Here is a 26,865-nt window from a genome sequence, read left to right on the forward strand (position 1 = left end):
ACCGCTGCGCACCCCCGGCTCAAGCCGAGGGCATGCTGTTGGGCGACACGCATCACCGCCAGGGCAACACGCCGGCCGGAAGCCGCCGCCCGAACCGGTCGAGCACAAGCAGCAGGACGACGACGACGACAATCGTGGAAGCGGCGATCGCGGCGGCCTGCGTTCCCAGACCGGCTTCCTCGAGGCTGAACAGCACCACGCCCAACGTCTCGTTGCCGCTCGACCAGAGCAAGGCCGAGACCGTCAGCTCGTTGAACGCGCTCATGAAGACGAGCAGTCCGCCCGCCACTGCCGCTGGCGCGACGAGCGGCGCGGTTATGGTTGCAAGCCGGCGCAGCGAGCCGGCTCCCGACACTGCCGCTGCCTCGTTCAGATCGCGTGAAATCTGACCGACCGCGGTCGCCACCGGTTTCAAGGCGAGCGTGAAAAACCGCATCACATAGGCGACCACGATAATCGAGGCCGTTGTATAGAGGCTGCCGATCAGCGGCAGCGGGCGCAGGAACAACAGGATGCAGGCAATGGCAAGCACGACGCCGGGAACCGCATAGGGCAGGTCGACGATGCCACCGAGCAGACGCTGCCAACGCCGGCCGAGCCGTTCGAGCACGGCGGTCACCGGTATCACGCCGATGGCGAGGACCAGTGCTGCGCTGCCAGCAAACAGAAGGGAATTGCGGAGGGCACGAACGGTCGAAGCCTGGCGGACCAGAACCTCGGCATAGTTGGACACGGTCATCGTCTGCCAGCCCAGCGGCACGCCGAAGGACGGGACGAGCGACGTCGCCAGCAGCGCGCAAGCCGGAAGCACAAGGATGAAACCGATCACCAGCCAACCGAGGCCGGCCAGCAACAGGCGGTAGCGCCCGAGCTCGAAACGCGCCGGGGTGCCTGACGTAAAGCGGTGAGCGGCGCCACGCAGGGCCAGCGACTGGCAAGCAACACCGGCCAGCGCCAGTGCCCCGACCAATACCGACAGCGCCGTGATCTGCGGCAGGACACCGGGCCCGAAGCTCGACAGGTCCTGATAGATCAGCGTTGGCAGCGTCAGATAATTGACCGGCATTCCGAGCAAAGCGGGAATGCCAAAATTGCCGACGCCCGAAACGAAGGCCAGTGCCGCCGCAGCCACGATATACGGACGCACGACCGGCAGGACGATGGTCCACAGCACGGATAGCGGCCTGGCGCCGGAGGCCCTCGCCGCCTCGACGAGATCGCGAGGAATCCGCGCAAGTCCGGCCCGCAGCGTGATGAAGACGATCGGTGCATGCTGGACGGCGTAAAGCAGGATGATGCCGTTGCGGCCAAGCATTGGGTTGGGTGTTCCCGGCGGCGGCGCCATGCCGACCATGCCGAGAAGCGTGCTGGAGGGGCCAAACAGGTGCAGCCAAGACAAAGCGGTGACCTGTGGCGCGATCATCAGCGGCAGCAAAAGCAGGAAGCCGAGGGGCTTTCGTCCCGGCAGGTCGGTCATCGTGATGGCGACGGCAAAGGGGCTGCCGAGGCAGATCGCCAGCACGGCGCCGAAAAAAGCAGTATCCAGCGTATGCCACATCGCCCGCAAGGCGGCGGGCTTGGCCAGGCGTTCGGCGAATGCGCCGAAGTCGAGTTCGCCGCCCGGCGCGACGGCCGCGACGAGGAGCCTGACCATCGGCAGCAGACTGAGCAGAGCGATTACCAGCAGGACGGCGAGCGCCGACCCGCGAAACCCTGATGTGGCCCGCACCCCGGGCCGGCGCCGAGCCGGCACGGACCGCCCGGGAAGGATATGCTGCGCGGACGACACCACTTGGTAGCGGGCTGCCTACTGGCTCATCACGGCGCCGAACTTTTCCTTATTGGCGGCGTCGTTGGCGAGTGCGGCGGCCGCATCGTAACCCAGCACCTTGATCGACGAGCGATCGGGATAGCCGGCCGGCAAGGCAATATCGGCGCGTGCCGGAATGTAGCCCATCTTGGCGGCGGTCTGCTGTCCGTCCTTGGACAGCAGGAAATCGACGAAGGCCTTGGCGGCGTCGGCGTTCTTGGCCGTGGACAGGATGGCGACCGGCTCGGTGACGGCCGAAACGCCTTCCCTGGGGAATACGAACTCGATGGGCGCGCCCTTGGCCTTCTCGCGAATGGGCATGTAGTCGACGATCATGCCGAACAGCTTGTCGCCGCCGCTGACGGCCTTCAGCACGTCGCCATTGCCGCCGCTTGCCTGGGCGCCGTTCCTGGCGAGCGCGTTGTAATAATCCCAGCCTTGCGGCAGGTTGCCGGTCAGCGTCACGGTGTGGATCATCGCAGCACCCGAGGTCAGCGGGCTGGGCATCGCGACAAGGCCCTTGGCCTCCGGCTTGGTGAGATCTTCCCAGCTCGCCGGCACGAAGGGCGCCTTGGCGTTGTAGACGATGCCGGTGGTGATCAGCTTGGTCGAGAAATAGGTCTTGTCCTTGTCGTAGAGCGCAGCCTCGATGCCGGAGACATCAGCCTCGGGATAAGCGAGCAGCCGGCCTTCCTTCTTCAGCCCTTCCATGGTCACGACGTCGGCAATCAGAAGCACATCCGCCTGCGGCTGGCCGGCTTCGATCTCGGCACGCAGCTTGGCCAGGATCTTCGGTGTTCCATCGCGCACCCATTCGACCTTGACTGCGGGGTATTTCGCCATGAAGGCATCGACGGTCTGCTGGGCGTCGGTGTTGGGCTGGCTGGTGTAGACGACCAGCTTGCCGTCGGCAGCCGAAGCGCCTGCAATGGCGGATGCCAAAAGCATGGCGGCGAGAATGATCTTGCGCATGGAAAACCCCACTTCGTGTGAAGAGACGGATCCGGCTGGGCGCCGGATGCGAGAACGCTCTCCCTATCGCTGCAGGATAAAGCTATTGTGACAGGTGGGATGGTTGAGCTGGTCTGGCCAGAGTGAGGGAACTTTTGTCCGGCTGGCGATTTTGGATGTATGGTGAAAAGCCGAACCGTCAGAAGGGGTTGCCGATGACGACAAAACGCTTTGCGATCCTTGCTCTCGTTTTCGCGATGGGCTGCAGCATGTCCGCCTCGGCCTTCGCTGGAAATCGCGACCAACGGGCTGAGCCCGAGCGCTACGTTCCCGCCGAAGGCAACATCATCGACATTCTGTTCGGCGGCCCGCGCTATTATGACCGGCAGTTGTTCACGACAGCCGCAGGAGCCTGCTCCTATCACCGGGTCGGGCCCGACGCGAATGCGTTGAACAAGATCAACGATCACCATTGCGGGAAGTAGGAGGCAGGTTGCGCGCCCGCCAGCTCAGTCGGGCGATGCAGCGGCGCAGAATGAAGACTGTAGCGATCCTTCGCGCCCCCCTCTGTCCTGCCGGACATCTCCCCCCACTTGGGGGAGATTGGCTGTCATCGCTGCTTTCGCCAAACTGCACCATCTCAGGAGAAGCGAAACACCGAAGCTGCCGATCTCCCCCCTCGTGGGGGAGATGGCCGGCAGGCCAGAGGGGGGCGCTGTCCCGCCGACATCTCGAGGTCAAGGCACTTGCGCCATCGCCAATGGCGCGCCCGGCTCGCCTTCCCACAGGATCAGGCTGGCCGCGCCGATCAGTCCTGCGCGGTCGCCAAGCTGCGCTGGCACGATCGGCACATCCCGGTAGGCCAGCATGGCCCGCTGCTCGACGGTTGCCTTGATGGTTGGAGCCAACAGGTCGAAACCGTTGGCAAGGCCGCCGCCCATGACGATCAGGTCCGGCGAATAGAGGTGAAGCAGGTTGGTGAAGCCGATGCCGAGCCACCTTGCCTCCGCCTCGATCAACTCGAGCGCGCTGATATCGCCGGCACGTGCGGCCTCGACGACGTGCCTGGCTGAAACGTCGCCGTCGGCCGAAAGGCGCCTGAGCAGGGAGCCGTCGCCCGGTGCTGTCAGCGCTGTGGCACGCCGCCCGAGCGCGGTTCCGGAGGCAACCGCCTCGAAACAGCCGACGGCGCCGCAGAAGCAGCGGTCGCCCTCTCCGGTGATGGTCATGTGGCCGATCTCGGCGGCAAGCCCGCGTCGGCCGTGATAGATGTGGCCGTCGGCAACGACCCCGCCGCCGATGCCGGTCGATACGGTGACGAACACCAGGGAGCCGGTGCCCTGGCCGGCGCCGAAGCGCCATTCGCCAAGGGCCGCCGCATTGGCGTCGTTTTCCAGCCGCACCGGCAGGTCGAAATGCTTGCCGAGAATGTCAATCAACGGCACATCGTGCCAGCCGGCCAGCGTCGGCGGAGCGATCACGATCCCGGCTTTGGGATCGAGCGGACCCGGTGCGCCGATGCCGATGCCGACGACATCCGCCTGTGGGCGCTGTGTCAGAAGAGCCCCGGCCAGTGCGATGATCTGGCCGATCACCGCATCCGATCCCGCGATCGCCATCGTCGGGGCCGAAACCTGCGCGACGACGACGCCGCCGCTCTCGACCAGCGCGCCGCGCAGGTCCGTTCCGCCGAGATCGAAGGCGAGGGCCAGTCTTGTCATCAGGCGGCGACCTTCAGCCCATGCAGCCAGGCCATGCGCTGCGCAAGGTCGGGGTCGCCGAATGCGAGAGATCCGAGCACCACCGTCTCGGCCCCGGCGGCGCGCAAGCGCGGCACGGTCTCGTGGCGAATGCCGCCGTCGGCAGCCAGGATGATGTCGGCCTCCCGGCCGGCTTGCCGCATTAGTGTACGCGCCTCTATCAGGCGTGGGCAGGCCTGTTCGGAAAGGCTCTGGCCCTTGACGCCGATAGATGTGCCAAGAAGCGTCACAAACGTGACTTCGGGCAGGAACGGGGTGACCGCAGCGACCGGCGTTTCCAGCCTGAGCACCACGCCGGCTTCGGCGCCGAGCTCACGCGCCAGTTGCACGGCGCGCAGGCCGGCTTCGCCGTTTTCGGCATGGACGCTGACCAGGTCGGCGCCGGCCTCGATGAACTGACGCGTCTGCTCCTCGACGATCTCGGCTTCGACCATCAGATGCACATGGATCGGCTTTGCCGTCAGCCCGGCGATCCGCGCCACCAGGTCAGGGAAGAACAGGAAGCCGGGGGTGAAGCGGGCGTCCGCGACGTCGATGTGGTGGAGGTCGACATGAGGTTCTATGCGCTTCAGGTCGCGCTCCATATTGGCAAGGTCGGCCGACCACAGCGAAAACTCACCGAGCAGCCGGCTGCGCGTAAGGGCGGCGATGGCAGCGGGGCCGGACAGGGATTTGGTCGTCATGACGGAACAAGGCTCCGGGTGTTGAAGTGAGCGTGAAGGAAGGTCGTGATCTCAGCCTGCAGCTCGGCGAAATGCCTGACGCTGTCGAGTGCCTTGGGAGAGGTTTCGGCAAAGGTTGCGCCGGGGATCGCCGCCGCGAGCGTATGGGCCGCCGTCAGCGGATGCACCGCATCCATGGCATTGCCGACGACGAGCGTGGGGATGCCAAGGGCAGCGGCGTCACTCGCAGAAACACCTGGGCCGTCGGCGGCAATGTCGGCGAGGACCTGCGCGAATGGCGCGGCGTCCGGCCGGTCGAAATAGCCGAACAGCGAGGCAAGGTTGTCGGGCGCGTCGCGCTGCAGGCGCGCGGCGGTTTCCGATTGCGCGAAGATCGTCCTGGCATCGTCGGGGCCGTGGTCCAGGATAAGCTTGGCAACCTCGGCGATCGGCCGCAGGTTCACCGGCGCGCTGTCGAAAATCCAGGCCGGCCGCACCAGCAGCAGGCCGGCGACGCGACCCGGGTGACGGCAGGCCAGGCGCAAGGCGATCGCCGCGCCCATGGAAATGCCGCCGGCGACGAAACGGTCGAGGCCGGCCTGATCGGCGGCGGCAACAACATCGTCCGCGAACATGCTCAGGCAAAACGGACGGCGGCTGCCCAGTCCGGAGGCGCCGTGTCCGCGGCATTCCAGCGTGATGCGCCGCAACCCCGTCCCGGAAGGGAAAGCCTGGGCGACCTGCGACTCGCCGCCGCCCAGCCCATGCTGAAAGACGACCGCAAGCCCGTCGCCATGGTCGCAGACTTGAAGCGCGGCGTCATCGAGAAGCAGCGTAACCAGGCGCGCCATCACACCAGCCCTTTGAGGAAGCGGGCAACGCTGGGTGCCTCTTCGGCCGAGAGGCCATGCGTGACCAGCGGCCCGTCAAAGCCCGATGCTTTCAGCCTGGCGACGAAATCCGCACAGTCGACGACACCCCGACCGGCGGTGGTAAAGCGGCCGTCGGCAAAGCGGTCCTTGGCATGGGCCATGGCGACGTGGCCCGCGGTGCGTTCGACGGCGGCGGCGACGATGGCGCGTGCTTCGGCCGGGCTCGCCTGCTCGAACAGGTTGGCTGGATCGAGCACGATACGCAGCCGTGTCGAGCCCATCTCGGCGATCAGGCGCATCGCGTCCGACGCCGAGGTGACGATGTTGGCCTGTTCGGGCTCGATGCCGAGATCAACGCCGTGACGCTCGGCGAGTTGAAGCGCCTTTTTCATCTCGCCCGCCATGTCGTCCCATGCCGAGGGCTCGGTATTGTCGGGATGATATGCCCACTGATCGTCCGCGTTGCGCGTTCCCGTGCACAAGGTGACCAGCGGAACGGAAAGGTCTGCCGCGGTCTTGATGACCACGCCAAGCCGACGCAGGCCGTCATCGCGCACAGCTTTGGCGGGATGGGCCATGTTGTAGGTTCCCGAGAGCGCTGCCAGGGCGACACCGCAAGCATTGGATGCGGCCGCGATGGCATCAATGGCGTCTTTTTGCACCGCATCCGGCATCGACGGCAGCCCGGCGCAGGCAAGGTTGAACTGGGTGACGGCAAATCCCGCGTCGCGGACCGCTGCCAGCACGCCAGCCGGCTCGCTGCCCGGGAAGGTCTTGGCGAACACCCCGATCTGCATCAGACCGCTCCCGTTACGGAGGCGATCTCGACGCGATCACCGGTTTCGACCGAACGGGCGATCGCCACCATGGCGCGGATCGAGGCAAGGCCGTCCTCGACGTTGGCGCCGCGCATCGGCTTGCCGTCAAGCACCGTGTCGGCGAGGCCTTCGAGCTGGCGCCTGAAGAAATGCCCGTCGGCGCCGAGCGGCTTTCGCGACGTCGCGTCTTTCTCGTGGAAGATGTCGACCTCGCTCGCCCGGAAGTACCAGGGATTGAAGGTCTTCGCGATGACAGAGCCGTTTTCGCCATAGAGCTGGAAGCCCTCATGCCAGTCCATGCGGACGGCCACCGTCAGGTCGAGATGGCCCAAGGCCCCATTGGCGAATTCCGTTTCGACGAACCAGCAGTAGGCGCCGAACTTCTCGTTGAGACGGGCGCGCACCGCAACGATCTCGCCGCACAGGAAACGCGCGGTGTCGACGAGGTGCGAGCCGTGCGCCAGCATGAAATACTGTCTTAGATCGGCCTTTGGATTGCCGGTCGGCTTCCGTGCCAGCTTGCTGGTGACAGGCAGCGGCTGGATGGCGTCGGTGTTGGTATTGCGATGGGTGGAATCGCAATACCAGGCTTTTAGCGCCAAGATCTCGCCCATCTCGTCGCGGACGAAATCGCGCGCCGCTTCCAGCGCCGGGTCGAAGCGCTTCATATGGCCGACCTGCAGCACCTTGCCGGAGCGCTTGACGGCATCGGCGAGTTTCTGACCCTCTTCGACCGAGACGCCGATCGGCTTTTCGCACAGCACGTGCTTGCCGGCCTCCAGTGCCTTGATCGACATCGGAACGTGATAGGCGTCCGAGGTGGCGACGATCACCGCCTCCAACTGCGGATCGGCCAGCATGGCGTCGTAGTCGCCATACATTTTCTCAGGCTCATAGGTTGCGCCCATGCGGGCCAGGAGATCGGGGGCGGCATCGCAGATCGCATAGAGGTCGGCGTTGCTGGCTTTCACGCAGGATTCCAGATGGGCGAATTGCGCGATCGGCCCGCAGCCGAGGACACCGACACGAAGACGACGGTCTTGCTTGCGGATCATGGTCTCTTCCTCACGCGCCGTAGCCGCGCATGGTCTGGCGGTTGGTCTTGACCGCGGCTGCCGGGTCGGCGGCGGCGGTCTCGGATTCCTCTTCCAGCACCAGCCAGCCGTTGAAGCGTGGCGCCGTGCTGGCGATATCGATCACTGTCTGGGTATCGCAGACGCCCTTGCCGAGCATCGCCCAGTTGCCGCTTGCATCGACGTCCTTCAGGTGCACGTAGCGGATGCGGTCGCGGTAGGTGGTGAGCGTGTCGGCCATGTCCTTGTGGCCGCGCAATATGTGGCCGGTGTCCGGCACCCAGCCGACCTGTGACGGGTCGATCAGCCCAAAAATCCGATCGTAGTCGGCACGGTCGAACAGAAGCGTGTTGTGGTGGGAGCTGGGATGGACGGCGACGTCGACGCCGGCCTTGCGTCCGAGCTCGCCGGCTCTGTTGTAGACCTCTGCTGCAACAGGGAATTTGTCGTCGCGCGGGCCGTCGGACACGACGGTGGCCGAGCCCATGGAGACGAGCGCGCCGGGAAAGGCAGCGGCGAAATCGATCCAGCGCTGCGCCGCCTCAAGGTCGGCGCCGATGCTCTCCTTCAGCGTGAAGCCGCTCTTCGAGCCGAAGGCGAAGGAAACCAGCGTGAGGCCGGTCGAATTCAGCGCGGCGGCGAATTCAGCCGGCCTGTCGGCATAGCGGCCGATCATCGTGTCGGTGATCTCGATGCCGGCATAGCCGCCGTCGGCGATCGCCTTCAGGAGATCGTCTGGGCCGCCGGCAAAGCGGTCTCCGAGCATTTCCCAGGTAAAGGTCTGGCAGCCGAGTTTCAGGTCTTTCACAGTCATCCTTTCATTCCTTGATTTCACCTGCATAGGCCCTTCGATGATATGGCGCTGGAAGAACAGCACGAGCACGATCAGCGGCGCTGTGACGACGCCCGAGGCCGCGGTGATATCGCCTGCCAGCAGAGAAGGTCCAATCCATCGATTTCGACGCGCGGCCTACCCCATCGGTTCTCCGTGGGAGGGACATCCTACTTGACCGAGCCCGCGGTCATGCCGGCGAGGAAGAACCTCTGGGCAACGAGGTAGATGATCAAGAGCGGTAGCGAGCCGAGCACGCTCATCGCCATCATCTGGTTCCATTCGAAGGCGTGCTGCCCCATCAACAGCTGGATGCCGATGGGGACGGTGCGCATGGACGTTGACTTCGTCAGCGTCAGCGCAAAGAGAAATTCGTTCCAGCACAACAGGAAGGTGTAGACCGACGTCGCCACGATACCAGGCAGTGAAATCGGGACAATCACCCGCCAGAGTGCGGTCCAGCTGGTGCCGCCGTCGACAGCCACCGCTTCATCGAGATCGCGGGGCAAGGTGTTCAGATATCCCGTCATCAGCAGGATCGCGTAGGGCAGCGTAAACACCAGGTAAGTCAGGATCAGTGCGACGTAGGTGTCGAAGATGCCATACGAGACGACAAGCCCGAAGAAGGGGATCAAAAGCGTGATCGGCGGGATCGTCTGCGTGCTGATGATGAGTGTGTTGAGGCTGCCCTTGCCGCGGAAATTGAAACGGCTGAACCCGTAGGCGGCCAGCAAGGCGATCAGCACCGTCAGCACGGTCACCGCTCCGGCCACGAAGTAGCTGTTGAAGAAGAAGCGCAGCTTTACCGGGTCGCCAAGGATGGCCGCATACGCTTCCAGCGTGAAGGCCTTCGGCAGGACGGTTGGTGGCAGGGCAAAGATTTCGGTATTCGACTTGAACGAGCTGCTCAGCATCCAGTAGATCGGGAAGGCCGCGAAAAAGAGCCCTGCGGCAAGCGCGACATGGAGCGCGACGGTGATCAGCCTGTCTTTCGGTGTGTGCCTTTTCCTCATGGTGACTACCGAGCCTTTTGACAGCGGATGTAGAGCAGCGTCAGGCCGAGCGAGATCAGCAGGATGACCACGGCGCTCGCTGACGCCTGCGACAGGTTGTAACTCGAAAACGCCAGCTTATACGTGTAGGTGCTGAGGACCTCGGTCGAGTAGATCGGACCGCCGCCCGTCGTTATCCAGATCAATGGAAAGACCTGCATGGTCCAGATGAAGTCGAGCAGCGAGATGCTGATGATGATCGGCATCAGCTGCGGGATGGTGATGAAGATCAGCTTCTGGTAGGCTTTCGCCCCGTCGATATCGGCGGCCTCGTAGAAATCCCTGGGAATGCCCTGCAAGCCTGCGAGCAGGCTGACCATGAAAAGCGGGTAGCCCGCCCAGATATTGGCGAAGGTGACGGCGTGCAGCGCGGTCGCGGGCGAGGAAAACCACTCGACCTTGGAACCGATGATGCCCATCTGCATGAGAACGCTGTTCACGACACCGTTCGGCTCGAGCAGGAGGCGCCAGATCACGGCGATAATCACCGCGGTGAACAGCCATGGCAGTATGTAGAGCACGCGCAGAATATTGCGCAGCGTCGGATTGATGCGGTCGCTGTTCAGCATGAGTGCGAAGACCATGCCGATGGTCATGTGGAAGACGACACTCATGCATGTGAAGTAGAGCGTGTGCCACAGCGAAGCCCAGAACACCGGATCGGCAAAGATCGCCTGGTAGTGTTTCAGTCCGGCAAAGGACGGGTCGCGACGCAGCACCGCGCTGTTCTGGAACGAATAGCCAATCACCGTCACCATCGGCAGCAGCATCAGGAGGCCGATTATGAGGAGCGAGGGTGACAGATAGAGATAGGGTGCGACCGCTCGTTTCAGTCTATGGTGGGAGCGCTTCTGCCGAGTCATGTGCCACCCTTGGGATACGCCTTCAAGAGGAAGGTGCGCTTCGGAAACAGGTCCATCTCAATTGCCGATCCGTTGTTGACGGGTGGCCTGCTCGAAGTCAGGCCACCCGGTGGAAGATAGCAAACGGGGAACAGGCCGTTCAGAATTTCGCCATCCAGCCCTTTTGAGCGTTTGCTGCGGCTTGTTCCGGAGACTGCTCGCCGGCGAGCATCTTCTGGGCTTCCACGTCGAACTTGGTCATCAAGTCTTCAGCCACCGGCAGACCGGTGAACTCGTTGGCGAGATAGCCGGTCTTGTAGATTTCGAAAGCCTTGGCGAAAGCCTTGTCCGAGGTCACGAAATCGGGCTTGGCGTTGACGTTGCCCGGGAAGGCGTTTGCAAGCGACACGAGCTTGGCGTTCACCTTTTCACTCATCAGATATTGGACGAGCTTCCAGGCTTCCTCCTGATGTTTCGAGGCCGCAGAGATGCCGATGCCCCAAGAGGCGTAGGGAAGGCCGCGCTTGCCGTTGTAGTTCTCCACGACCGGGACCGGGATGAGGTCGAAGTTCAGCTTGGGATTGCGTTCGCGGATGAGGTTCACATGCGCGAGCGAGTCGATCATCATCCCGACCCGGTCGTTGACGAATTCCTCGACCTTTTCCTGTTCGGTCTTGGTGGCAATGCCGGGCGAGATGACGCCGGCGTCGTTCAGCGATTTGACGAAGGTGAGCATATCGACGACCGGCTTGCCCTCGAGAGCCGGCTTGCCGTCAGCCATCATCGATTGACCCGAGGCCCAGACCCACGACATCAGGTCGTTCTGGACACCGGACGGCGTTTGCAGCGACAAGGGAAGCACCCAGCCATACTGGTTCTTGTCGGCATGGGTCATCTTCTTGGCGGCTTCGAGAAACTCCGCGCGGGTCGACGGCAGCTTGGTCACGCCGGCCTGGGCGGCGAGGTCCATGTTGACGAAGACCGGATAGACGAACGAAGCCACGGGAAACATCACCGCCTTGCCGTCCACCTTGATGATATCCGCGACCTGGGTCTTGTCGAACCCGCTCGCATCCATCATCGGGTTCATGTCGGCCAGCGCATTCTGCGCGTTCAGATTGTTCACCCAGGCGCCGTCGAGACCGACGACGTCGCTAAGCGTTCCAGTTGCAGCACCAACCGAGATCTGGTCTCGCGTGGTCGCATAGGGGCCGCTGACCAGCGTCACCTTGATTCCGGGGTTTGCAGCCTCGAAGTCATTCATGATTGCCCTGAGCGAGCCGGCCGGCAATTCGGGCTCCCACCATTGGGTGAATTCCAGCGTCGTGTCCGCCATGGCGCCGGTTGCGCCAAGCAACCATGCGGCCGCGACTATTTTCAGCATCGCGGGTTGTATCCGAAACATCATTTTCTCCTCCTTCTTTAAGATCGACCGCACAATGCGGACGATCGTCTGCTTTATTCAGAAGCCTTCTTGCGAGTATCTTTCGCAGGCGCCTCGCTCCCGCCTGCGGTCTGCCTCAGATCGCCAGATGCGTCTCGGGATCGAAGAAATGGAACTTGGCATCATCCACGGCCAACCGGATTTCCGAGCCGGAGTGGACGGCGCTGACCGGCTCGAATCTCGCCACCGCGTTCGATGCCAGGCCAAAATCGTCCACCGCGTCCGGGTCGCCGGAGTCCACCCGGACCGCGTCGATGTTCAGGTGGACGATATGTTCAGAGCCGAGTTCTTCGATCGAAGTCACCTTTGCGGGTATCGTCTGATACTTGCGACCGGATTCGAGGCTGCTGTCATAAAGATCCTCCGGTCGGATCCCGAACACGATCTTGCGCCCCGCATACGACCGCAAGCCCGGCCTGCGCACGAAAGCTGCATCCTGCAGCCGGATGGCGAAGCTGCCGGACATCAGTTCGTCGCCCATCAAGGTCGCCTCGAAAAGGTTCATCGAAGGAGAGCCGATGAAGCCGGCAACGAAGGCGTTCACCGGCGATTCATAGAGCCTCTTGGGTGTGTCGACCTGCTGCAGCACGCCGCCTTTCAACACCGCGACCCTGTCCCCCATCGTCATCGCTTCGATTTGGTCGTGGGTCACGTATATGGTCGTTACGCCGAGCTGCTTTTGCAGGCTGGTGATTTCGGCGCGCATTTGAACACGCAGTTTCGCATCCAGGTTGGAAAGGGGTTCGTCCATGAGAAAGGCGGCCGGCTCGCGCACCATGGCTCGGCCCATGGCAACCCGTTGACGCTGTCCGCCTGAAAGGTTCGCGGGTTTGCTGTCCAGCAAAGACGTCAGCTGAAGGGTTTTGGCGATCTCGTCCACGCGCTTCTTGCGCTCGGCCTTCGGCTTGCCTGCCAGCCGCATCGAAAAGGCGATGTTTTCGGACACGGTCATATGCGGGTAGAGCGCGTAGCTCTGGAAGACCATCGCGATGTCGCGGTCCTTGGGCGGCATGTCGACGACGTCGACTCCGCCGATCCGAAGGCTGCCGCTGGTGATGTCCTCCAATCCCGCGATCATTCGCAACGCGGTGGATTTGCCGCAGCCGGATGGCCCGACGAGAATCAGGAACTCGCCGTCCTCGACCGATAGGTTCAATTGGTCGATTGCGCGAAAATTGTTCCCGTAGATTTTGCAGATATTCTCAAGAATGACTTCTGCCATCTTCCTCCCTCCACAAGTATAAGTCACTGATTCTTATAATGATCCTCGACTTATGTTCACCTGCGAAATATTTCCTCAGATAGTTTCAGCCTATGTTACAGTATCGGTATGAGAATTTTTGAGTTCGACTGCTGACGGCGCGTTCGTCGATGCCAGGAGTTCCGTGACCTGGTAGTCGGTCGGAAGCGCCTCGCGCCCGCCACGCCCCGTTATCGAAAGGGCAGCCGCCGCGGCCGCGAATGCCACCCGGCCTGCGGTGTCGGCTCCACGCGTCAACGCATGGGCGTAGGCGCCATGAAAGCAGTCACCCGCGCCGGTCGAGTCGACGACCACGACCCGGTGCGGGGGCAGGTGCCAGAGACCTGTCTCTTCACGCCCGCGATAGTACACGCCTCTGCCACCATCGGTCAGAACCACGGCAGACCGCGACGGCAACCACAATGCATCGAGCATCTCGGAGGGCGATCGGCACCCCGTGGCAGTCCGCGCAAAGCCGAGCGGAAGAATGAGATGGTCGCAGAGCGCGGTCAGCCGCTCCGTGGCTGGGCCGTTGCTCCATTCGATATCGCCGAGGATCGCAAGGCCGAGATCGCGAGCCCGAGCCACGACATCCAGCGACCGGATCGCGTAGCTATCGACGATCAGAACGGTCGCGCGGCTGAGGATATCGTCCGGAAAGTCCGGAGCGGTGCCCAGCATCGCATCGTCGTCATACGCGATGAACCGTTCCCCATCCGAGCCGACGGTGATCCGCGAGCGCACCGGGCGCGCGTCGGGATGGCGCGGCGCGAATACGGTTTCAACACCGCTCGCAACGAGATCGCGCAGCACGGCGTCGTCCGCGGCACTGCCCAGCCATCCGATGTACCCGGCGGTTCCGCCGAGCCGCACGACGGCGGCCAGCGCCGTCGCGACATTTCCCCCGAAAGCACGGGCACTTTGCCGAACCTTCCCCTTGCCCGCCGACAACGGCTGATCGACGTAGACGATGTCGTCGATCGCAATAGCGCCGAAGCCGAGGATCGAGGGGACGGTGGGCATCGTTCAGGCACCCGCCTTCGCCAGGGCGTCTTGCGCCGAGAGGCCGTCATGGATGACGCCCCGAAAGGCAAGCGCTGCCTTCTCCGGATCGCCATGTCCCCAGAGATTGCGGCCTACCACGGCACCGCGTGCGCCGGCACGGATGGCGTCCGCCGTCTGCTGAAGCGCGCCGAGCAGCGTATCGGTCTTCGGACCACCCGCGATCACAACCGGCACCGGGCAGGTCCGGACGGTCTCTCGGAATGACTCGAAATCGCCCGTGTAGCCGATCTTGATCACGTCGACGCCGGACTCGTAGCCGATCCGCGCCGCATAGGCGATCTCGTCGGGGGTGAAGACGATTTTTGCTCCGTCGGTGAAATCGCGAGGGTAGATATGCGCCACCACGGGCATGCCGTAGCGGGCCGCTGCATTTACCGAATCGGTCAGCCAGCGTATGTATTTGCCCTCGGTCGCGCCGCGCACCGGAATGGCCACGGCCAACGCATCGGCCCCCGCGCGGACCGCATCCTCGGGCGTTGCGATCAACTCGCTGATGCGATCGTCCGGAGTGAAGCAGCCCGCCTGAATCACCAGGGAAGCTTTGCCCGCGTATTGCGGCCACAGATGGCGCGCGGTGCCAGGCTGGATGCTGACGTAGTCGGGTTTGCCTACCATGACGCGCGCGAGCGCACCCGGCAGGTCGGCAAGGCCGCCTTTGCGCACGTCACCATAGCCGACGAAGTGGTCGACCGCGCCGCCGAAAAGTTTCCCCGATGGATGCGAGAAGAGGCGCGCAAGACGCACCTTGGTTCCTAGGCTCATGAGTGCAAAATTTCCCAATCGGTTGATTTAAAAATCCTGGACCCAGTGTTTCCGAAAGAAATGAGAAATACAATCTTTCGAAAGCTTTCGAATTTGCGTATTTTTGGTAAGGTGAGCCGAGGCCAGAGCGGTTGCTTGGCGCAGGGAAGCAAGGGCAGGGCAATGTTGTCGGAGCAAAGACGCCAATCGATCCTGGGTGAGGTGCAACGCAGCGGACAGGTTCGCACGAAGGACCTGTCAGACGGGTTTGGCGTGTCGGAAGTGACGGTGCGCTCCGACCTTGAGATACTGGACCGCAAGGGACTACTGACCAAGACCCGAGGAGGGGCGGTGACCCGGACCACCGATTCGACTACGGCCGCGTTCGCCCGGCGGATGCAAACGAACCTCGACGCAAAGAAGCGGATCGCCCGGGCGGCGGTAGACCTGTTCGAGGACAACCAATCGGTCATCTTCGACGGCGGCTCGACATTGATGCAGGTTGCCATGCTGTTACCGCCGCTCAGCAATGTCGTGGTCGCGGCCACGGCCATGAATATCGTGCAGCATCTTATGCATCGTCCCGGGCTCGACGTTCATATGATCGGCGGCCGGGTCTATCCCGACACGGTGAGCACGCTGATCACCGATGCCGATACGGCTCTCGGCGGCTTGGTGGCGCATCAGGTCTTTGTTGGAGCGCATGCGATAGACTCGTCACTGGATGTGGTCGACGTGAACGAAGACATGGCGCGAACGAAGCGAAACCTCGTTCGCATGGCCCGGCGCGTTGTCCTCCTCGCCGATTCGAGCAAATGGGGCGTCAGCGGGACCTCCAAGGCATTTTCGCTGTCGGCCGTCGATGTGGTGATCACCGACGATGGCCTGCCCGGTCCAATACGCAGCGAGCTTGATAGGATCGGGGCCAAGGTGATCTATGCCTGAACCCGTCTCGGTCGCTGACCGCGACGGAAATATCCAATGCGCGCATGACCCACGGGCTTCGAGCCGGAGACCGGCCCTTTCTTCACGTCTGTCATTTTCTCCTCCCAGCGCTGGCAGCCTCCCGATGTTGCGCCAGCATTTTCGCATGTTCCATAAAAATTTTACGCGCGTCAAGATTTAAAATATTGTATGGCGGTTTTCGAGCGTGACCGGTTGCTGGTGCAACGGTACAGCCATGATATCATGGCGTTGGGAGGCGAAACTGAATATGCAAGGAAAATCAAAGACAAAGCTCGGCATCGGTGTTGTCGGGTGCGGCAACATCTCGATGACCTATTTGCGCAATGCGGCTCTGTTCGGCGAGGTGGAGCTGCGCGCCTGCGCCGACATATCGCCTGACATGGCGGCCCTGCGTGCCGGCGAATACGGCATCCGGGCTCTCAGCGTCGACGCGCTGCTGGCCGATGCCGAGATCGACCTTGTCCTCAACCTGACGGTCCCGGCGGCGCATTTCGACATTTCGTTTTCGGCGCTTTCGGCGGGAAAGCACGTCTTCACCGAAAAGCCGCTGGCGACCTCGGCCAGCGACGGGCGGCGGCTTGTCGCCGAGGCGGCGGAGCGCGGGCTGCTGCTGGGCTCGGCCCCGGACACCTTCCTTGGTGCCGCCGGACGGCGGGCGCGCTGCCTCATGGACGAGGGCGCGATCGGCCGCGCGGTGACCGGCACCGCCTTCATGATGGGGCGCGGCATGGAGCATTGGCATCCTAATCCGCAATTCTACTATCAGCCTGGCGGCGGACCGGTCTTCGACATGGGCCCCTATTACCTGACGATGCTGGTCAATTTGCTCGGGTCGGTGGCCCGCGTGATGGCGATGGCGACGCGGGGCCAGGAGGAGCGGCTGATCACCGCCGAAGGCCCCTACCGGAACACCAGCTTCAAGGTCGGCACACCGACCAACATCCTGTCGCTGCTGGAGTTCCGCTCAGGCGCCACCGTTACCTTCGGCGCCTCGTGGGATGTCTTCAGGCATTCCAACCACCCGATCGAGCTGCATGGCACCGAAGGCTCGCTCAGGCTGCCCGATCCGGACACGTTCGGCGGCACCGTCTCGCTGTCGGAACGGGGGGCCGACTGGGCCGACTTTCCCAGTGAGAGCGAACTCTATGGCGCGCGCAATTGGCCCTTCGCCGCGCCCGACCGGGCGAATTACCGCATGCTCGGCGTTGCCGATCTTTCGCGCGCGCTGGCAACAGGAAGAAAGCCGCGGGCGTCCGGCGACCTTGCGCTTCATGTGCTGGAGATCATGGAGGCGATCCTCGCTTCGGGTGAGAGCCGCGAGTCCGTCGCCGTCAACGCAACTGTCGATCAGCCGCCGCTCTTCCAGGACGACGAAGCAGGGAGCCTGCTCGCCTGATACCGGAGCGCTTACGATGACGACATTGCTTTCACCCTTGCTCGATCCGGAGGCCCGGCATGTGCTCGACCTTGACCGGCAGGCGGCCGCCCCGCCATTCGAAGCCGGCACGCCTGAAGAGGCGCGCCGCGCCTATGAGCAGGGCTTTCCGGCACTCCAGGGCGAGCGCGAGCCGGTCGGCTCATTGACCGAGCGCACCATCACCGGACCCGGCGGCCCGTTGACGCTCAGAATCTACCGCGGACAGGGCGCGGTCGGGGCCGCTGCCCCGGCGCTGCTCTATCTGCATGGCGGCGGCTGGGTGATCGGCAATCTCGAGTCGCATGACGAGATCTGCCGCTGGTTTGCGAATATGGCGGCCTGCGTCGTCGTCTCTCCCGGCTACCGGCTGGCGCCGGAACACAAATTTCCGGCGGCCATCGAAGATTGCCGCGCCGTACTTTCCTTCTTGCAGGACGGCGCGGGCGATCTCGGCATCGACGCCGAACGGATCGCTGTCGCCGGCGACAGCGCCGGCGGCAATCTCGCTACCGTGCTTTGCCTGCTTGCGCGCAGCGACAAGAAGCCGCCGGTGGCGCAGCTGCTGTTCTATCCGAACACGGACGCCTCGCAGGCGGAGGACAGCTATCGCCGCTTTGCCGACGGTTATGGCCTGACTTCGGCGACCATGGCCTGGTTCCGCGACCACTATGTCAACCATGCCGGCGATATCGATGACTGGCGCGTGTCGCCGCTCAAGGCCGCAAGCCTTGCCGGCGCAGCGCCGGCTTTTGTCGCAATCGCCGGTCATGACATTCTCGCCGACGAAGGCGAGGCCTACGCCAAGCGTCTGGAAGACGACGGGGTGCCGGTCGTCCTGCGGCGCTGGCCCGGCCAGATCCACGGCTTCGTTTCGATGGGCCGCCATGGCCCAGCGGCACGGCAAGCGGTCGGCGCGGCGGTTGCCGCATGGCGCGGCTTCGATCCTGTCTTTGGAAAGACTCAGGCCGACTGACGCATGACCAGCGTCGCGTCGAGTTTGACTTTGGCTGCAACTGTCGCGTCGTCCTCGTCCAGCAAGGCCAGCAGCGTCTCGACGCTGCGTCCCGCCATCGAAGCGAAGTCCTGCGCCATGGTGGTGAGGGCAGGGCAGGTGTAGCGGCTCAGGGGATGGTCGTCATGGGCTGCGACCCGCAGGTCGCAATCGCCCTTGCGGCCGACCTTGCGGCCTTGCGAGTAGGCGGCAGCCATCACGCCGAAGGCGAGACGGTCGTTGGCGCACAGAATGGTCTTGCCCGGCAGGCCGCCACGGGCGAGCATCGCTTCCATCTGCTGGTAGCCGATCTGTTCGAAGTCCCAGGTGTAGTCATAGGTGTTGCCGATGAGCACCGGCTCATGCCCAAGCCGCTGCATGGCGACGACATAGCTGTTCAGGCGCTCGCGCGAATTGTGGTTGACGTGCGGGATGTCGAAATAGACCGGGGCATCGCCGGAACGGCAGAGATAATCGACGATGGTCGAGACGCTCTGGCTGTTGTTGTTGCCGACGAATGGCGTGTCGCCCTCAAGATAAGTGTCGAAATAGACGATCGGTATGGTCTGTGTCAGCTTCTCCAGCGTGCGCTCGTCGGAGCGCAGCCCGAGCGGCGCGATCAGCGCGCCGGAAACTTTTAGCGAAAGAATGGTTCGCGTCGCTTGCACTTCGAGCTCTCGCGAGCCGTGCGAGGAGATCACGATCGGCCAGTAGCCTTCGTCGCGCAGCCTGAGTTCGATTCGGCTGACCATTTCCGAATAGAACGGATCGGCGACCGTCGGCACGACAATGCCGATGCTGCGGGTCCGCTTCCGGTTGAGGTTTCGCGCAAAGAGGTTGGGCTGGTAGTCGGACGAGCGCAGCGCCACTTCGATCCGCTGACGTGTCGCCGGCTTGACGCTGGTCGGATCGTCGAAATACTTCGACAGTGTCGGCCTGGAGACGCCGCAAGAACGAGCAAAATCCTCCATCGTCTTGTGCGTCATCGACATCAAAACCCTCGAATGCAAGGCCAAACTTTACAGGCAAATTGCACAGTTTCCATGCGTAAATTTATTAATTGACGCGAAAAAGCACAAGCCGTATTCACTTGCAGTGGGCGAGGCCGGGACGAAACGCCGGGAGGGACTCTGCGAGATGAAGAAGCTGGTCAGTGCCGGTGAGATTCTGGTCGAGCCTGGTCCGCTGCTTGGACCCTACCCGTCCGGCGCGCCTGCGATCTTCATCGGCCAGGCGGCGGCGCTCGGCCAGCCGGCCGGCCTCATCGGCGCCGTCGGTGACGACGATTTCGGCCGGCTGAATATCGAGCGGCTGCGGACGCTTGGCGCCGACGTGTCGGCGATCGCGGTTCACAAGGGCCATGCGACGGGCACGGCCTTCGTCACCTACCGTGCCGACGCCAGCCGGCATTTCGTCTTCAACATCCGCAACAGCGCCGCCGGCCTGATCGAGACAAACGCGGCGGCGACAAAGCTGCTCGCCGGTGCCGATCACGTCCATGTCATGGGCTCGTCGCTGTTTTCCGACCGCGCCATCGCGGTGGCGCTATCGGCGATCGAGACGGTCAAGGCCAAAGGTGGAACCGTGTCCTTCGATCCGAACATCCGCCGCGAGATCATGCAGGCATCCGGCATGCGCGAAGCACTCGACCAGGTGCTGGCGCAAGCTGAAATCTTCCTGCCGAGCGGCGAGGAGCTCTTCCTCTTTTCATCCGCCAGGGACGAGAAGGGCGCGGTCGAGGAACTGCTGGCCCGTGGCCTGTCCTGCATCGTCCTGAAGAAAGGCGCCGCCGGCGCCGTCTATCATGATCGCCACGGCGCGGTCGCCTCGTCAGGCTTTGCCGTCGACGAGGTCGATCCGACCGGTGCCGGCGACTGCTTCGGGGCTGCTTTCGTCTCGTTCTGGCTGGGCGGGGCGGCTCCTGCAGAGGCGCTGCTGATCGCCAATGCCTGCGGGGCGCTCGCCGTCACCCGCAAGGGGCCGATGGAAGGGATTTTCCCGCTTGAAGCGGTCGAGGCATTCATCGCCACAGGGAAGAACACGCCGTGAGTGCTGCGACGCACAGGTTAGCAAACATTGCGGCCAGGCGCGCCGCAGGCGAGAAAAGCGGCATCGCCTCGGTCTGCTCGGCGCATCCTCTGGTCATCGAGGCCACCCTGCGCCATGGCGTCGCGCGGCACGCGGATGTGCTGATTGAGGCCACCTGCAACCAGGTCAATCACGAGGGCGGCTACACCGGCATGACGCCTGCCGGCTTCCGCAGCTTTGTCGAGGCGCATGCGCACAAAGCGGGCTTCCCAGTCGATCGCCTGATCCTTGGCGGCGATCATCTCGGGCCGAATCCGTGGAAGCACATGGCTGCCGCCGCCGCGATGAAGAACGCCGCGGCGATGATCGATGCCTATGCGAGCGCCGGCTTCACCAAGATGCATCTGGATACGAGCATGGCCTGCGCCGACGATCCAGCCGTGCTTGCCGACGAAACGATCGCCGCGCGCGCGGCCGATCTTGCGGCGACCGCTGAGGCGGCGGTCGAGCGGGCAGGCGGCGAAAAACCCGTCTACGTCATCGGCACCGAAGTGCCGGTGCCGGGCGGGGCGCTGGAGACGCTGGAGCACCTGCATGTGACGGCGCCCGGCGATGCCTCGCGCACCGTCGAGATCCACGCGCGCGCGTTTTCCCGCGCCGGGCTCGAAGCCGCTTTTGGCCGTGCGATCGGCGTCGTCGTCCAGCCCGGCGTCGAATTCGGCAACACCGAGATCGTGCCCTATGCACCGGCCAAGGCAACTGAACTGGTAGCTGTGCTCGACCGTATGCCGCAATTCGTTTTTGAGGCGCATTCGACTGACTACCAGCCGGCCGGAGCGCTCAATGCTCTCGTTCGCGACGGTTTTGCCATCCTCAAGGTCGGCCCTTGGCTGACCTTCGCGCTTCGCGAAGCGCTGTATGGGCTCAGCCATATTGCCGATATCCTCGCGCCGGACCCTTCGCGCGAAAGCCTGCCTGCCGCGATGGAACGCATCATGCTGGCGTCGCCGCACAATTGGCAGCAATACTATCCGGGCACCCCGGAAAAGCAGCGTGTGCAGCGGCATTTCTCGTTCAGCGACCGCATCCGCTATTACTGGCCGACGCCGGAGGCGCAGCGACCAATACGGACGCTGCTGGACGTGCTGAGCGACAAGGACATCCCCCGGCCGCTGATCAGCCAGTTTCTGGGGCAGCTCGACGCCGAGGTTGCCGCAGGCGGGGTCAAGCCTCTCGCGCACGAGCTTCTGATCGGCAGCATCAGCCGTGTCCTCGATATCTACGCGGACGCGACACGACAGTAGGGATCGCGCTGCCGGAAGTCGGCATCCGCGCCTAAATCCGCCTCATAATACGTCCGATGTCGCCGTTGTTTCGAAAAGGGCGTCGCCACAATTTACAACTAACATGTTAGTGTGTTAGTGCTGCGTTCACATTGATCTCTGGAGAGAATAGCAGTGGCTTCGCGCTTTGGTCTTTCGGTTGCCCTCACCACGCCTTTCGAAGCTTCCGGGCAAATCGCCATCTCTCCCATGATCACGCAGGCCCGGGCTTGCCTTGGCGCCGGCTGTAGCAGCGCAACGCTGTTCGGCACCACCGGGGAAGGAGCCTCGGTGGGCGCGGGAGAGCGGCGGATTGTTACGGAGGCCATGCTTGGCGCCGGCATTCCGGCACATCAGCTCATCGCCGGCGTGCTGGTCGATGCGGCCGAAGACGCCGCCGAGCAGGCGCGGCATGCCTTGCAGTGCGGCGTCCGCAACATCCTGCTGGCTCCGCCGAGCTACTTCAAGAATGTCGGCGAGGACGGGCTGTTCGGATGGTTTTCTGCCGTCTTCGCTGCGCTCGGCCCGCTGGCTCGCGGCATCCTCCTCTACAACATCCCCTCTGTCACCATGGTGCCGCTGCCGCTTGCCCTGATCGGCCGGCTGCGTGCGGCCTTCCCCGAGGTGATCGCCGGTGTCAAGGATTCGGGTGGCGACTGGAGTTACAGCGAGGCGCTGCTGAGAGCCCATGGCGACCTGGTGATCCTGATCGGCGACGAGCGGCACCTGGCCAGAAGCGTGCGCCTGGGCGGCCAGGGCGCCATTTCCGGCATGGCCAATTTCGTCACCGGCGAAATCCGCGCCATGGCCGAGGACGGCCGCGATGATGCCCGTGTCGAGAGCTTCGTGCTCGAATTGCTTAGATACCCGGTCATCCCGGCGGTGAAGGTCATGGTGGCGCGCAAAACCGGCGACGAGCGCTGGCTGGCGGTTCGTCCGCCGCTGGAGCCGATCGGTTCGCAGGGGCGGCAACAGCTTGCTGCCGCCTATGACAGGCTGTTTGCGACAGAGCCGGCCTGACCGGCAAAAGGAAGCGCGCTGAAATGGACGACAGCAGCGAACCGGCAACCCTCAGGGAAAAAGCTTATGCCAGCTTCACGCGGCATTTGCTGGCCCGCGATCTCAAGCCGGGACAGTTCGTTTCCCAGCGCGAACTGGTTGCCTTTACCGGGCTGCCGCTTGGCGCCATCCGCGAGATCGTGCCGCGTCTCGAGGCCGAGGGGCTTTTGACGACCATCCCGCAGCGCGGCATGCAGATCGCCCATATCGACATCAACCTGATCCGCGAGGCCTTCCAGTTTCGCCTGTTCATGGAGCGCGAGGCGGTGGCGCTGTTCACCGTCAACGCCTCCGACGCCGAGCTCGCCCGCCTGCGGCGCGAACATGAGGATATGCTGGCTCAAGCCTTGTCGCAGGCGCCGACGCCGGAAATGGAAGCCAAGGCCCAGAACATCGACTGGGCCATGCACGACACCTTCATCGATGCGCTGGGCAACGAGATCATCGCCAAGGCGTATCTGGTCAATTCGGTAAAGATCAGGCTGATCCACCAGGAGCGTTTCCGCATCGACGGGCGCGTCGTGCCGGTGATGCAGGAGCACCTGACGGTGATCGAAGCGCTCGAGGGCCGCGACCCGCAAAAGGCGGTCGAGGCGATCAGCCGGCATATCGACAATGCGCGCCGGTTGGCGCTCCAGATCTGAGGACGTATGGTTCGCGGCTGCCGCGACGCTATCGACAACGACAGCAACCCAAGGGAGGAAGAAATGTCGTCCAATCCGTTCAAGCCAACGAGAAGGCAAGTCCTTGCAGGAACCACGGCGCTCGCCGCCGCGGGCCTGGCCGGCCTTCGCCCGAGCTTTTCCGCCGGTGTCGACTGGAAGCGCTTTGCCGGCACCACGCTCGACGTCAATCTGGTGAAAAGCCCGCGCAGCGACACCATCCTGAAATACATCGCCGAATTCGAGGAACTGACCGGCATCAAGGTCAATGCCGAGGCGACGCCGGAACAGCAGCAGCGGCAGAAGACGGTGATCGAGCTCAGCTCCGGCAGGCCGAGCTTCGATGTCGTGCATCTGAGCTATCACGTGCAGAAGCGCCAGTTCGAGAAGGGTGGCTGGCTGGCCGACATCGCCGGCTATCTCGCCGATCCGACGCTGACCGATCCCGGCCTGGTCGAAAGCGATTTCGCCGAGGCCGGCATGCTTTTCGCCAAGGACAACCAGGGCGTGCTGCGTTCGCTGCCCTTCTCGGTGGACTACTGGATCGTCTACTGGAACAAGGAGCTGTTCGAGGCCAAGGGCGTAAAGTACCCTGAATCGTTCGACCAGCTGGTGGCCGCCGCCGAAGCGCTGACCGATCCATCGACCAACACTTTCGGTTTCGTCGCCCGCGGCCTGAAGAATGCCAACACGCCGGTGTGGACGTCGCTGATGCTCGGCTACGACATGACGCCGCTCGACGACAAGGGAAAGCTGCGCACCGAAACGCCCGAGGCGATCGAGGCCGCTGCCCTCTACCAGAGGCTGATGACCAAGTCCGCGCCTCCGGGCGTCACCGGCTTCAACTGGGCGGAAGCGCAGTCGGCCTTCCTGCAGGGCAAGATCGGCATGTGGTTCGATGGCGTCGGTTTTGCCCCGCCGATGGAGAATCCCGAAAAGTCGCGCGTGGTCGGCAAGGTCGGCTATGGCGTCATGCCCAAGGGGCCCAAGGCGCATGCCTCCGGGACATTTGGCGACGGCCTCGGCGTGACCGCCTCCAGCGAAAAGAAGGAGGCCGCCTATCTGTTCTGTCAGTGGGCGGTGTCCCCGGCGATGGGCGCGCGCCTGCTCCAGGCCGGCGCCGGCGTGCCATTCCGCAAGTCGGTGCTGGAAGATCCCAAGGTGCGCGAAGGCGTCACCATGCCGGCAAGCTGGCTCGATGCAGTGGTTCAGTCCGGCAATATCAGCAGGCTGGCGCTGCCGGTGATCATCCCGGTTACCGAGTTCCGCGACATCTACGGCGTGGCGTTGACCAACATGATTGCCGGCGCCGATCCTGCCGAAGAACTGAAGAAGGCCACCGCGCAGTTCCAGCCGGTTCTCGACAGGAGCGAGCAGGGCTGATGTCCGCCATTGCCCCAGAACGCACCGGGGTGACGGGTGACCGCACCGAGGTGACGACAGGTCGCACCGAGGTGACGACGGATCGCACCGGGGTGACGGCTGACCGCACCGAGGTAACGACGCAAGCCAGCGAGGAGAGCCAGTCGGTCCGACTGGCTCCCAACTACTGGCCCTTCGTCGTTCCGGCGCTCGTCGTCGTTAGCGCCGTGATCGTCTTTCCCTGGGCTTTCACGCTCTGGATGAGCGTCAACCGCTGGACGCTCGGCCAGTCGCGGAGCTTTGCCGGGATGGAAAATTATCTCCGTCTGGCCAGCGACCCGCGATTCTGGGAATCGCTTGTTCATACGTTGACCTACACCTCGCTGTCGGTGGCAGCGCCGATGTTCCTGGGCACTGTCGCCGCCCTGATCTTCGACGCCAGGTTTCCGCTGCGCGGCCTGCTGCGCGGCGTCTTTGTCATGCCGATGATGGCCACGCCCGTTGCGGTGGCGCTGGTCTGGACGATGATGTTCCATCCCCAGCTCGGCGTGCTCAACTACCTTCTGTCGCTGGTCGGCATCCCGGCGCAGGAATGGATATTCAACGCCAACACGGTCATCCCTTCGCTGGTCGCGGTCGAGACCTGGCAGTGGACGCCGCTGGTGATGCTGATCGTGCTGGGCGGGCTGGCCTCGGTGCCGCGCGAGCCGTTCGAGAGCGCCGAGATCGACGGCGCCAATGCCTGGCAGCAATTCCGCTACCTCACTTTGCCGATGATCGCGCCGTTCCTGATGATTGCGTTGATCATCCGCACCATCGATGCGCTGAAGAGTTTTGACATCATCTATGCGATGACCCAGGGCGGGCCGGGCACGGCGTCCGAAACCATCAACATCTATCTCTACAACACCGCCTTCTCCTACTACGACATCGGCTATGGCTCGGCCATGGCCGTGGTGTTCTTCATCGTCATCGTGGCGCTGTCCTTCATTCTCCTGATGCTGCGCCAGCGCTCGCAGTGGAACGACGCGGAGGGCAAATAGATGAGCTCACGATTGCTCAACCAGATCGGCCTGTTTTTCGCGGCTCTGGTCATCGTCTCGCCGGCGATTCTTTTCTTTCTCTGGATGATCTCGCTTTCGCTGAAATTCGAGATCGACAACGGCGCCTATCCGCCGATCCTGATCCCCGAACGTTTCGCCTGGTCGAATTATGTAAAAGTGTTCGAGGAGAACAATTTCCTGCTCTATCTCTGGAATTCGGTTCTGGTGACCGGCACGGCGACAGTGCTTGCGCTGCTGATCGGCGTACCGGCCGGCTATGGCATAGCGCGGCTCAAGGCCGAAAAATCGGCGGTCGTCATCATGATCGCCCGCATGACGCCGGGGCTGTCCTATCTCATCCCGCTGTTTCTGCTGTTCCAATGGATCGGCATCCTCGGCACGCTGTGGCCGCAGATCATCATCCACCTGGTGGTGACGGTGCCGATTGTGGTCTGGGTGATGATCGGCTATTTCGAGACCACGCCGATGGAACTGGAAGAGGCGGCCAACATCGACGGCGCCAGCTCCTGGCAGGTGTTTCGGCTGGTCGCCCTGCCGATCGCCAGGCCGGGCATCGTTGTCGCCTTCATCCTGTCGGTCATCTTTTCGTGGAACAATTTCGTCTTCGGCGTGGTGCTCGCCAGCCGCGAGACGCGCACATTGCCGGTCGCCGTCTACAACATGCTTTCCTATGAGCAGGTGAGCTGGGGGCCGCTTGCCGCCGCGGCGCTGGTGGTGACGCTGCCGGTGCTGGTCCTGACCATGTTCGCGCAAAAGCAGATCGTCGCCGGACTGACCGCCGGCGCGGTCAAGGGCGGCTGACGCCGCATTCCAGCTCGACATCACTCTTCTC

At 63.5% G+C, this 26,865-nt stretch carries 26 protein-coding genes; 11 read left to right on the forward strand and 15 right to left on the reverse strand.

All coding sequences use genetic code 11. From position 1 onward, the window contains the following. Positions 1-52 precede the first annotated feature (52 nt). On the reverse strand, positions 53-1,654 hold the full coding sequence (locus tag NMG80_RS11630; protein ID WP_254018373.1) for an ABC transporter permease: 1,602 nt from the start codon (positions 1,652-1,654) through the stop codon (positions 53-55). Between the two features lie 153 nt (positions 1,655-1,807). Next, positions 1,808-2,782: an ABC transporter substrate-binding protein gene (locus tag NMG80_RS11635; RefSeq protein ID WP_254018215.1), complete on the reverse strand. Its 975-nt coding sequence runs from the start codon at positions 2,780-2,782 to the stop codon at positions 1,808-1,810. Between the two features lie 194 nt (positions 2,783-2,976). On the opposite strand from NMG80_RS11635, the gene NMG80_RS11640 reads away from it, so the two are divergent. After that, positions 2,977-3,246 carry a hypothetical protein gene (locus NMG80_RS11640; RefSeq protein ID WP_254018216.1) on the forward strand — a complete coding sequence of 90 codons (270 nt, stop codon included), beginning with the start codon at positions 2,977-2,979 and terminating at the stop codon, positions 3,244-3,246. Between the two features lie 252 nt (positions 3,247-3,498). Here the strand turns inward: NMG80_RS11640 and NMG80_RS11645 are convergent, their stop codons facing one another. The 12 genes from NMG80_RS11645 to NMG80_RS11700 all read right to left on the reverse strand — a co-directional run bounded on the left by NMG80_RS11645 (position 3,499) and on the right by NMG80_RS11700 (position 15,183). Beyond that, complete coding sequence (locus tag NMG80_RS11645; protein ID WP_254018217.1) at positions 3,499-4,482, reverse strand: ROK family protein; 984 nt, start codon at positions 4,480-4,482, stop codon at positions 3,499-3,501. Continuing rightward, positions 4,482-5,204: a ribulose-phosphate 3-epimerase gene (locus NMG80_RS11650; protein WP_254018218.1), complete on the reverse strand. Its 723-nt coding sequence runs from the start codon at positions 5,202-5,204 to the stop codon at positions 4,482-4,484. The genes NMG80_RS11645 and NMG80_RS11650 overlap by 1 nt, the downstream gene beginning before the upstream one ends. Continuing rightward, the gene (locus tag NMG80_RS11655) at positions 5,201-6,034 is read right to left on the reverse strand and encodes an alpha/beta fold hydrolase (protein ID WP_254018219.1); all 834 of its coding nucleotides are present in this window, start codon (positions 6,032-6,034) and stop codon (positions 5,201-5,203) included. Before NMG80_RS11655 ends, NMG80_RS11650 begins: the two co-directional genes overlap by 4 nt. Then, positions 6,034-6,852, reverse strand: coding sequence for a sugar phosphate isomerase/epimerase family protein (locus NMG80_RS11660; protein ID WP_254018220.1), 819 nt, complete (start codon positions 6,850-6,852; stop codon positions 6,034-6,036). Before NMG80_RS11660 ends, NMG80_RS11655 begins: the two co-directional genes overlap by 1 nt. After that, positions 6,852-7,928 carry a Gfo/Idh/MocA family protein gene (locus NMG80_RS11665; RefSeq protein ID WP_254018221.1) on the reverse strand — a complete coding sequence of 359 codons (1,077 nt, stop codon included), beginning with the start codon at positions 7,926-7,928 and terminating at the stop codon, positions 6,852-6,854. The genes NMG80_RS11660 and NMG80_RS11665 overlap by 1 nt, the downstream gene beginning before the upstream one ends. Positions 7,929-7,938: 10 nt before the next feature. Then, a complete protein-coding gene (locus NMG80_RS11670) occupies positions 7,939-8,760 on the reverse strand; it encodes a sugar phosphate isomerase/epimerase family protein (protein WP_254018222.1) in 822 nt (273 codons plus the stop codon). A gap of 188 nt (positions 8,761-8,948) precedes the next feature. After that, complete coding sequence (locus tag NMG80_RS11675; RefSeq protein WP_077373143.1) at positions 8,949-9,791, reverse strand: carbohydrate ABC transporter permease; 843 nt, start codon at positions 9,789-9,791, stop codon at positions 8,949-8,951. A 5-nt stretch (positions 9,792-9,796) separates the two neighbouring features. Then, positions 9,797-10,693: a carbohydrate ABC transporter permease gene (locus NMG80_RS11680; protein WP_254018223.1), complete on the reverse strand. Its 897-nt coding sequence runs from the start codon at positions 10,691-10,693 to the stop codon at positions 9,797-9,799. A 139-nt stretch (positions 10,694-10,832) separates the two neighbouring features. Next, positions 10,833-12,080, reverse strand: a complete 1,248-nt coding sequence (locus tag NMG80_RS11685) for an ABC transporter substrate-binding protein (RefSeq protein ID WP_254018224.1) — start codon at positions 12,078-12,080, stop codon at positions 10,833-10,835. A 112-nt stretch (positions 12,081-12,192) separates the two neighbouring features. Continuing rightward, complete coding sequence (locus NMG80_RS11690) at positions 12,193-13,338, reverse strand: ABC transporter ATP-binding protein (RefSeq protein WP_254018225.1); 1,146 nt, start codon at positions 13,336-13,338, stop codon at positions 12,193-12,195. A 90-nt stretch (positions 13,339-13,428) separates the two neighbouring features. Next, complete coding sequence (locus NMG80_RS11695; RefSeq protein WP_254018226.1) at positions 13,429-14,379, reverse strand: PfkB family carbohydrate kinase; 951 nt, start codon at positions 14,377-14,379, stop codon at positions 13,429-13,431. A 3-nt stretch (positions 14,380-14,382) separates the two neighbouring features. After that, entirely contained in the window at positions 14,383-15,183 is an 801-nt protein-coding gene (locus tag NMG80_RS11700; RefSeq protein WP_023797149.1) for a beta/alpha barrel domain-containing protein, read from the reverse strand. A gap of 162 nt (positions 15,184-15,345) precedes the next feature. Between NMG80_RS11700 and NMG80_RS11705 the strand changes: the two genes are divergently transcribed. The 3 genes from NMG80_RS11705 (at position 15,346) to NMG80_RS11715 (ending at position 18,518) form a co-directional block, all read left to right on the forward strand. Beyond that, the gene (locus tag NMG80_RS11705) at positions 15,346-16,107 is read left to right on the forward strand and encodes a DeoR/GlpR family DNA-binding transcription regulator (protein ID WP_254018374.1); all 762 of its coding nucleotides are present in this window, start codon (positions 15,346-15,348) and stop codon (positions 16,105-16,107) included. 268 nt (positions 16,108-16,375) lie between these two features. Beyond that, a complete protein-coding gene (locus NMG80_RS11710) occupies positions 16,376-17,524 on the forward strand; it encodes a Gfo/Idh/MocA family protein (RefSeq protein WP_254018227.1) in 1,149 nt (382 codons plus the stop codon). A 16-nt stretch (positions 17,525-17,540) separates the two neighbouring features. After that, positions 17,541-18,518, forward strand: a complete 978-nt coding sequence (locus NMG80_RS11715; RefSeq protein ID WP_254018228.1) for an alpha/beta hydrolase — start codon at positions 17,541-17,543, stop codon at positions 18,516-18,518. On the opposite strand, the gene NMG80_RS11720 is transcribed toward NMG80_RS11715, so the two are convergent. Continuing rightward, on the reverse strand, positions 18,506-19,531 hold the full coding sequence (locus tag NMG80_RS11720; RefSeq protein ID WP_254018375.1) for a LacI family DNA-binding transcriptional regulator: 1,026 nt from the start codon (positions 19,529-19,531) through the stop codon (positions 18,506-18,508). The two genes, NMG80_RS11715 and NMG80_RS11720, sit on opposite strands and share 13 nt — an antisense overlap. Positions 19,532-19,673: 142 nt before the next feature. Here NMG80_RS11720 and NMG80_RS11725 point away from each other — a divergent pair, with 142 nt between their 5' ends. The 7 genes from NMG80_RS11725 (at position 19,674) to NMG80_RS11755 (ending at position 26,834) form a co-directional block, all read left to right on the forward strand. Then, on the forward strand, positions 19,674-20,585 hold the full coding sequence (locus NMG80_RS11725) for a sugar kinase (protein ID WP_254018229.1): 912 nt from the start codon (positions 19,674-19,676) through the stop codon (positions 20,583-20,585). Then, complete coding sequence (locus tag NMG80_RS11730; RefSeq protein WP_254018230.1) at positions 20,582-21,868, forward strand: D-tagatose-bisphosphate aldolase, class II, non-catalytic subunit; 1,287 nt, start codon at positions 20,582-20,584, stop codon at positions 21,866-21,868. Before NMG80_RS11725 ends, NMG80_RS11730 begins: the two co-directional genes overlap by 4 nt. 153 nt (positions 21,869-22,021) lie before the next feature. After that, the gene (locus NMG80_RS11735) at positions 22,022-22,906 is read left to right on the forward strand and encodes a dihydrodipicolinate synthase family protein (RefSeq protein WP_254018231.1); all 885 of its coding nucleotides are present in this window, start codon (positions 22,022-22,024) and stop codon (positions 22,904-22,906) included. 23 nt (positions 22,907-22,929) lie between these two features. Beyond that, entirely contained in the window at positions 22,930-23,589 is a 660-nt protein-coding gene (locus NMG80_RS11740; protein ID WP_254018232.1) for a GntR family transcriptional regulator, read from the forward strand. A 63-nt stretch (positions 23,590-23,652) separates the two neighbouring features. After that, the gene (locus tag NMG80_RS11745) at positions 23,653-24,990 is read left to right on the forward strand and encodes an ABC transporter substrate-binding protein (RefSeq protein ID WP_254018233.1); all 1,338 of its coding nucleotides are present in this window, start codon (positions 23,653-23,655) and stop codon (positions 24,988-24,990) included. Then, positions 24,990-26,012, forward strand: a complete 1,023-nt coding sequence (locus NMG80_RS11750; RefSeq protein WP_254018234.1) for a carbohydrate ABC transporter permease — start codon at positions 24,990-24,992, stop codon at positions 26,010-26,012. Before NMG80_RS11745 ends, NMG80_RS11750 begins: the two co-directional genes overlap by 1 nt. Continuing rightward, positions 26,013-26,834 carry a carbohydrate ABC transporter permease gene (locus NMG80_RS11755; protein WP_254018235.1) on the forward strand — a complete coding sequence of 274 codons (822 nt, stop codon included), beginning with the start codon at positions 26,013-26,015 and terminating at the stop codon, positions 26,832-26,834. The last annotated feature ends 31 nt before the right edge of the window (positions 26,835-26,865 follow it).

This window comes from Mesorhizobium escarrei (genome assembly GCF_935825525.1).
Taxonomy (GTDB): Bacteria; Pseudomonadota; Alphaproteobacteria; order Rhizobiales; family Rhizobiaceae; genus Mesorhizobium; species Mesorhizobium escarrei.